Origin of the sequence: Sphingopyxis indica, from assembly GCF_032879645.1 — a bacterium.
GTDB lineage: Bacteria > Pseudomonadota > Alphaproteobacteria > Sphingomonadales > Sphingomonadaceae > Sphingopyxis > Sphingopyxis indica.
The window spans coordinates 540,963-547,500 of sequence record NZ_CP076394.1; the positions used below are offsets into that span (position 1 = coordinate 540,963).

General features: G+C 66.9%; 7 protein-coding genes (1 of these 7 running past the window's edge). 4 read left to right on the plus strand and 3 right to left on the minus strand.

What is annotated here, in order from left to right; translation table 11 throughout:
• Nucleotides 1–245 precede the first annotated feature (245 nt).
• From KNJ79_RS02570 to KNJ79_RS02580, 3 genes are all read left to right on the plus strand, one after another.
• Nucleotides 246–1,010, plus strand: a complete 765-nt coding sequence (locus KNJ79_RS02570) for a DUF4167 domain-containing protein (RefSeq protein ID WP_089216835.1) — start codon at nt 246–248, stop codon at nt 1,008–1,010.
• Nucleotides 1,011–1,245: 235 nt separating this feature from the next.
• Nucleotides 1,246–2,652 carry a DUF4139 domain-containing protein gene (locus tag KNJ79_RS02575; protein ID WP_317152684.1) on the plus strand — a complete coding sequence of 469 codons (1,407 nt, stop codon included), beginning with the start codon at nt 1,246–1,248 and terminating at the stop codon, nt 2,650–2,652.
• A gap of 11 nt (nt 2,653–2,663) precedes the next feature.
• The gene (locus KNJ79_RS02580; RefSeq protein WP_317152685.1) at nt 2,664–4,220 is read left to right on the plus strand and encodes a DUF4139 domain-containing protein; all 1,557 of its coding nucleotides are present in this window, start codon (nt 2,664–2,666) and stop codon (nt 4,218–4,220) included.
• 296 nt (nt 4,221–4,516) lie between these two features.
• Here the strand turns inward: KNJ79_RS02580 and KNJ79_RS02585 are convergent, their stop codons facing one another.
• Nucleotides 4,517–4,912 (minus strand): acyl-CoA thioesterase, encoded by a 396-nt coding sequence (locus tag KNJ79_RS02585; RefSeq protein WP_089216833.1) that lies wholly within the window; start codon nt 4,910–4,912, stop codon nt 4,517–4,519.
• On the minus strand, nt 4,909–5,211 hold the full coding sequence (locus KNJ79_RS02590) for a hypothetical protein (protein ID WP_089216905.1): 303 nt from the start codon (nt 5,209–5,211) through the stop codon (nt 4,909–4,911). The genes KNJ79_RS02585 and KNJ79_RS02590 overlap by 4 nt, the downstream gene beginning before the upstream one ends.
• A gap of 124 nt (nt 5,212–5,335) precedes the next feature.
• On the opposite strand from KNJ79_RS02590, the gene KNJ79_RS02595 reads away from it, so the two are divergent.
• Entirely contained in the window at nt 5,336–5,761 is a 426-nt protein-coding gene (locus KNJ79_RS02595; RefSeq protein ID WP_089216904.1) for a CBS domain-containing protein, read from the plus strand.
• 13 nt (nt 5,762–5,774) lie between these two features.
• Here KNJ79_RS02595 and KNJ79_RS02600 read toward each other — a convergent pair whose 3' ends face one another.
• Nucleotides 5,775–6,538 carry the 3' portion of a lipopolysaccharide biosynthesis protein gene (locus KNJ79_RS02600; protein WP_317152686.1) on the minus strand. Its footprint extends 760 nt past the window's final position, so only the last 764 of its 1,524 coding nucleotides appear in the window; its start codon lies beyond the right edge, outside the window; the stop codon is at nt 5,775–5,777.

Here is a 6,538-nt window from a genome sequence, read left to right on the forward strand (position 1 = left end):
GGTTTCGACCGCAAAGCGCGTTAGGTGGCAGCCACAGGCCCGATGGGGGTCCCACCGACGGTGCAACGACGCACCGCAGGGGGCTGGCGGACCTGCTTCCCAACCGAAGCGCCCCGGCGGACATGGTTTCGCAGAGGCGGTGAAGGGCAAGAACCCGCGGTGACGCGGGATGCGATCGGCGCAAGCGGCGCGATCGGCCAAAAGGGGTTTGGCATAGCTTTTCGACAGGAAGTTTTCAGTTGAACATGAACAACCGGCAGAGCGGCCGCCGGCGCGGCCGCAACAACAGCAACAACAATCGGTCGCAATCGGGCGGACGCGGGGGCGTCGACCAGGCGAACCGCATCGACAGCCGGGCGCGCGGCAACGCCGTCCAGATGATCGAGAAATACAAGAATATGGCGCGCGACGCGCAGCTTGCCGGGGATCGCGTCCAGACCGAATATTATCTCCAGTTCGCCGACCATTATTTCCGCGTCCACAGCGACTTCCGCGCGCGTCAGGAAGAAAAACAGGGTCACGGCGGACAGGATCGCAGCCATGACCGCAGCCGTGAAGTGCGCGGGGTCGAGGATTTCGACGGCCACGACGAGACGGACAGCGACAGCGAGACCGACCGCGAAGAGAGCGACAACCGTTCGCAAGGCGGCCGCGACCGCGATCGCGACGAGGATGATTCGCGCGGCAATCGCCAGCAGGGCCGCGGGCGCCGCAACAATCGTGAGCGCGATTCCGGACGTTCGGATCGCGACGCGGGCGACGGCGACAAGGAAGGCGCCGAAGCGTCGGGCGACGCCGAAGCCGCTCCGCGCCCTGCGCGCCGTCCGCGCCGCGCGCGCAGCCAGGACGGCGACGAGGGCGCGGCGGGGATCGACAGCGCTGCGCTGCCGCCCGCGATCGGCCGCGTCGAAGGCGGCGAGGGCGACGAGGGCGAAGAAACGCCCGCGCCCAAGCCGCGCCGCACCCGCCGCACCGTCGCACGCCCGGCGGGGGTCGAAGCCGCCGAATAATACCAAGGTGCGGTGATCACGACCTATGAGGATTGTCGGTCCCGTCCGCTGGACGTCGTCGCAGCGTCGCGACGATGAACCACATCGCCGCTTCCGCTGCTCCTCGCCAGCAAACGGGACCGACAATCCTCATAGGTCGTGATCACCGCACCTTGGTATAAACCATTCGATTTCGGCTGGTTTTTCCGCGTCCCATCGCTAGACTTTCCTGAGCACAGCTTCGGGGAGGGCGAATATGCGCGCTTTGGCAGGGATTTGCGCACCGGTCATGCTGATCGGCGCGGTGGCGGCATGTCCTGCCGCCGCGCAGGACGCGGGCAATGCGCAGGGCGAGTTGTCGGTCACCATCTATAATGGCGGCCAGTCGCTCGTTCAGGACGTGCGCCGGCTCGCGATCCCCGCGGGCCGCTCGCGGCAGGAGTTTCCCGACGTCTCGGCGCAGATCCGCCCGCAGACCGTCTCCTTCGCCGCCGACGATACCGCGATCGTCGAACAGAATTTCGACTACGACCTGCTCTCGCCGAACGCGCTGATGGACAAGGCAGTGGGCGAAACGATCACGCTGCTGCGGATCAACCCCGCGACCGGTGCGCAGACGAGCGAGCGCGCGAAGGTGCTCGCGGTCAACGGCGGCGTCGTGCTGCAGATCGGATCGCGGATCGAAGTGCTGCGCGACGACGGGCTGCCGGTGCGGGTGATTTTCGACAAGATCCCGCCGAACCTGCGCGCCAAGCCGACCCTGTCGATCACCGTCGACAGCGACCGCGCGGGCACGCGCCCCGCGACGCTCTCCTATCTGACCAGCGGGCTCGGCTGGTCCGCCGACTATGTCTCGCTCTACGACGAAAAGGCGGGGACGATCGACGTGCAGGGCTGGGTCACGCTGACCAACAACACCGGCACGACCTTCGACAACGCGCGCACCCTGCTCGTCGCGGGCACGCCTTCGGGCAGCGGCGCGACGCCGCGCTATCGCCCGCGGCCGCAGGCCAATATCCGCAGCGCCGGGACCGAGAGCGCACCGCGCGAACAACTCGGCGATTATTATCTCTATCCGCTGCCCGAGCGCACGACGATCGCCAATGCGCAGACGAAGCAGGTGAGCTTCCTCGACGTGTCGAAGGTGCCGGCGCGCAAAGTCTATGAATTTACGCTGGGCGGCTTCCAGACGATGACCGAGCCCGCGAGCGCGGCGAGCGTGATCAAATTCACCTCGAGCGCCGACGGCGGGCTCGGCGACGCACTGCCCGCGGGGACGGTGCGCTTCTATCAGCGCGACCTGCGCGGCGACCCGCAATTCATCGGCGAGAACCGGATCGGCCACACGCCGATGGGCAGCGAACTCGGCCTTGCGACCGGCGAGGCATTCGACGTCAAGGTGCAGGCGACGGTCGTGTCGCGCGAACGGCGCTCGTCGACGGTCTGGCGCACGTCGATGTCGTACCGCCTGACCAGTGCGCGCGCAGAGCCGGTGACGCTCGACCTCACCCAGCGCGGGCTCGACTGGTATTGGGACGAGACACGAATCATCACCGAAAGCATGAAGAGCAAACGGCTCGACAGCGACGGAGCGCAGTGGAGCGTGACGGTGCCCGCGAACGGCGAGGCGACCGTCACCGCCACCTTCGAAACGCGCTACTGAACGGACCGGCGATGCGCCGCCTGTTGCCCCTGCTCCTGCTCGCGGCGGCGTCGCCCGCTGCCGCGCAGCCGGTGGTGACCTCGGCGGCGCCCGATTCGGTGTCGGTCAGCATCTTCCGCGATCCCGAGCGCGGCGAGGGCGGCGGCATCGGCTTGCGCTGGCTTCAGGGCTTCGCGCTGATTTCCGAAACGCGCACGATCGACCTGCCCGCAGGCGATGTGCGGCTGCGCTTCGAAGGCGTCGCCGAAGGCATGGTCGCGGTGAGCGCGATCGTGACCGGACTTCCCGGCGGGGTGGTGCAAAAGAATCGCGACGCGGCGCTGCTATCGCCCGCGAGCCTGCTCGACGGGTCGCTCGGCAACCGCGTCCACCTCCGCCGCACCGACGGCGCGACGGGCAAGGTCACCGAGGAAGACGCGATCATCCGTTCGGGGCCGGGCGGTGCGGTGGTGCTGCAGACGCCCGCCGGGTTCGAATCGCTGCGTTGCACGGGGCTTCCCGAATCGCTCGTCTACGACGGCGTGCCGGCGGGACTCACCGCGAAGCCGACGCTGTCGGTGACGACGCGCAGCCCGGCCGCGCAGCGGGCGACGGTGACGCTGACCTATCTCGCGGCCGGCTTCGACTGGGCGAGCAATTATGTCGCGCGCGTCGCGCCCGACGGCCGCACGCTCGACCTCTTCGCCTGGCTGACCGTCGCGAACAGCAATGGCGAAAGCTTTGCCGATGCGTCGCTTTCGGCGATCGCGGGCACGCTCAATGTCGAAAGCGATTTCGATGATCTCGTCGAAGCGCCGCCGCAACCCTATCTGCGCCTGTCCTGCTTCCCGACGGGAAGCGGCCGCTATGGCCGGCCGCCGCCGCCGCCGCCCCCACCGGCCCCGCCCGCGCCCGCACCCGCGCCCGCGCTCGAAATGGCCGATACGCTTGTGGTGACGGGCTCGCGCAACCGGGCGATGGCGTCGCGTGCAGCGGTCGTCGCGGCGCAGGAGAATCTCGGCGATCTCAAGCTCTATCGCGTGCCGATTCCGGTTACCGTCGCTGCGAACGGGCAAAAGCAGGTCGCGCTGCTGGTCAAGGATGCGGTGCCGTTCCGACGCATCTACCGCCTGCGCGCTTGTCTGAGCTGCGAAGATGGCGCGCGCGAGGCCGAGATCGTGCTGCGGATGGAGAATAGGAAGGCGGCGGCGCTCGGCGTGCCGCTGCCGAGTGGCGAGGTCGCGGTGTTCGAATCGGCGATGGGGGAGCAACTGCTCGCAGGCGAGGGCAGGCTGCGCGATCATGCGGTCGGCGAGACGGTCAATCTGGTGATCGGCGACAGCAGCCAGGTGCGCGTCAGCATCGAAAATTACGTCGCGCCGAAAAACAGCGAGGCGGACTATCGGCTGACCGTGACCAACGCCAATCCCTTCGCGGTCGATTTCGAAATGGGATTCGAGGTCCATGACACCGCGGGGCTCGACAGGCGCATCCGCAAGCTGCCGCGCCGCGACGGGCTGCCGACCTGGGCCGTCGCGGTCCCGGCGAACGGCAGCCGCAGCTTCGACTATCGCGTGAAGGAAGATTAGAAACTGCCCGGTTCAGGCGCAATCTAAAGCATGATTATCTTACATTGAAGCGTGTGTGCTCCCGCGAAGGCGGGAGCCCATCTCCTGCCGGCGCCATCTTGAACCGCTCGGAGATGGGTCCCCGCCTTCGCGGGGACACACGGGCCTCTTTAGAGTGCGTTCGGTTTTGATAGAATCAAAACCGGCGCTCTAGATTCTTGTTTTGCCGTGATTTCCGAGCCGTGAAATGTTCCATTTCACTCGAAATCACTCTAAGTGCTTCGCGCAAGGTTGATCGCGCTCTAAACGGACAAGCCTCAGTCCGCCGGCAGCGGACGCGGGCGGTGATTCTCGTCGAGCGCGACGAAGGTGAACAGACCCTGCGTCACCGTCACCTCGGTCTCGCCGCGATCGCGCGTCGCGATGACTTCGATGCGGATACCCATCGAGGTGCGCCCGCGCTTTTCGAGATGCGCATAGACCGAGATGATGTCGCCGAGCAGGATCGGCGCGATGAATTCCATCGCCTCGATCGCTACCGTCGCGGTCGGTCCCTGCGCGATTCGCCCCGCGACGATGCCGCCCGCAATGTCCATCTGACTCAAGACCCAGCCGCCGAAGATATGGCCGTTGGCGTTGATGTCGGCGGGGCGCGGCACGACGCGCAGGATGGGGTCGGGGCGCGAGGGGAGGTTGTGAACGGCGTCGGTCATGGCTTCAAATCCGGGTCGTCTTCGAACGGATCCTCGATCGATTCGTCGTGGCCGCTGCCGCTCGACAGAAAGACGAGGCCCATCAGCGCCGCGCCGAGCATCACCGACAGGCCGATGCCCGCGGCGGTCGCGATGATCATGTGGATGGTCAGCGCGTCGCCCAGCGACCAGCGCAGCCAGGACAGCGCCCCGACGACCGCGAGGAAGGACACAATGGTCATGCCGCGCATCAGCCGACGATAGCGCGCCCACGCGATTTGCGAGGTGCCCTTGTCGTCGAGGGGGGAGCGCTTGACCATCGGCGCCGTCATGGACGATGCCGGCGGCAAGGCCAAGCGCGAAAGCTGGCGCCCGCGCTTCGGCATCGCCGCGAATCGTGATAATATGGCTTCAAAGCCGGAGAAGCGAAGGGAGCGGGACGATATGACGATTGCAGCGATTTTGCAGGGGCGCACGGGGCCGATCATCTCGGCGCGGCCGACCGATACGGTGCGCGCGGTCGTCGATCTGCTCGCGCAGCACCGGATCGGCGCCGTCCCCGTGGTCGATGGCGATTCGATCCTCGGCATTTTTTCGGAGCGCGACCTCGTCCGGCTGACCTCTTCCTATGGGCCCGAGGCGCTCGATCGGCGAATCGACGATGTGATGACCAAATCGCCCGTGACCTGTGAGGCGTCGATGGCGGTCATAGCGGCGCTGTCGCAGATGACGCAGAAGCGAATCCGCCACCTGCCGGTGGTCGACGGCGACCGGCTCGTCGGATTCGTGTCGATCGGCGACCTCGTCAAATATCGCATCGACAAGATCGAGGCCGAGGCCGCGGCGATGCGCGACTATATCGCGTCGTGACGATTCGCCGACGTCATCCTGTCGCGTCGGCCGCGGGCGGGCGGCGGCGAATCACCAGCCGCATCACTTCGGCGATCGCCTCGCGCTCGAGCAGCCAGAGCAGCGCCGTATAGAGGAGCGCCCCGAGCGCGACGAGCAGCGTCAGGCGAATCGGCGCCGCGAGCGCGAGCGGCCCGAGCAGCCACCGGTCGGCGAGCGCCACCGCGATCGCCATCACGAGCGCGGGGGCGAGCCCCGGCAGCATCGCGCGCGCAACCTGCCATAGCGAAATGCCGAGTCGCGGCCCGGTCATCCGTGCCGAGAGCAGGTACAACAGCGGCGCGGCGACGAGCCACGCCCACGCGATTCCGATGAGTCCCCATTCGGCGCCGATCAGGAAGGCAGTGGGGAAGAGAATCGCGCCGCCGAGCGACGAGAGCATCGTCACGAAAGGCTTGCCGAGCGCATTGTTCACGGGCGCGAAGAGAATCTGCACCGTCATGAAGATCAGCGCGAGCGACAGAATCTGGATATAGGGCACCATGCCGAGCCATTTGGTCCCGAACAATGTTTCGACCATCGGCGCCGCGGTGACTGCGAGCCCGCAATAGAAGGGCGCGGCGACCAGCATCAGCACGCGCACCGTCTTCAGGAAGCTCCAGCGCATCGCCGCCGGATCGTCCTTGATTCGCGAATAGGCGGGAAAGGCGACCTCGTTCAGCGGCGGCACGAACTTCGCCATGAAGATCTGCGCGAGGAACAATGCTTCGGCATAGAGGCCGAGCGCATGCGGTTCGA

Excerpts from the sequence above, each read along its gene's own strand:
- KNJ79_RS02595 (WP_089216904.1), top strand. The coding sequence starts at position 5,336 with ATGACGATTGCAGCGATTTTGCAGGGGCGCACGGGGCCGATCATCTCG.
- KNJ79_RS02590 (WP_089216905.1), bottom strand. The coding sequence starts at position 5,211 with ATGGTCAAGCGCTCCCCCCTCGACGACAAGGGCACCTCGCAAATCGCG.
- KNJ79_RS02585 (WP_089216833.1), bottom strand. The coding sequence starts at position 4,912 with ATGACCGACGCCGTTCACAACCTCCCCTCGCGCCCCGACCCCATCCTG.
- KNJ79_RS02570 (WP_089216835.1), top strand. The coding sequence starts at position 246 with ATGAACAACCGGCAGAGCGGCCGCCGGCGCGGCCGCAACAACAGCAAC.
- KNJ79_RS02575 (WP_317152684.1), top strand. The coding sequence starts at position 1,246 with ATGCGCGCTTTGGCAGGGATTTGCGCACCGGTCATGCTGATCGGCGCG.
- KNJ79_RS02580 (WP_317152685.1), top strand. The coding sequence starts at position 2,664 with ATGCGCCGCCTGTTGCCCCTGCTCCTGCTCGCGGCGGCGTCGCCCGCT.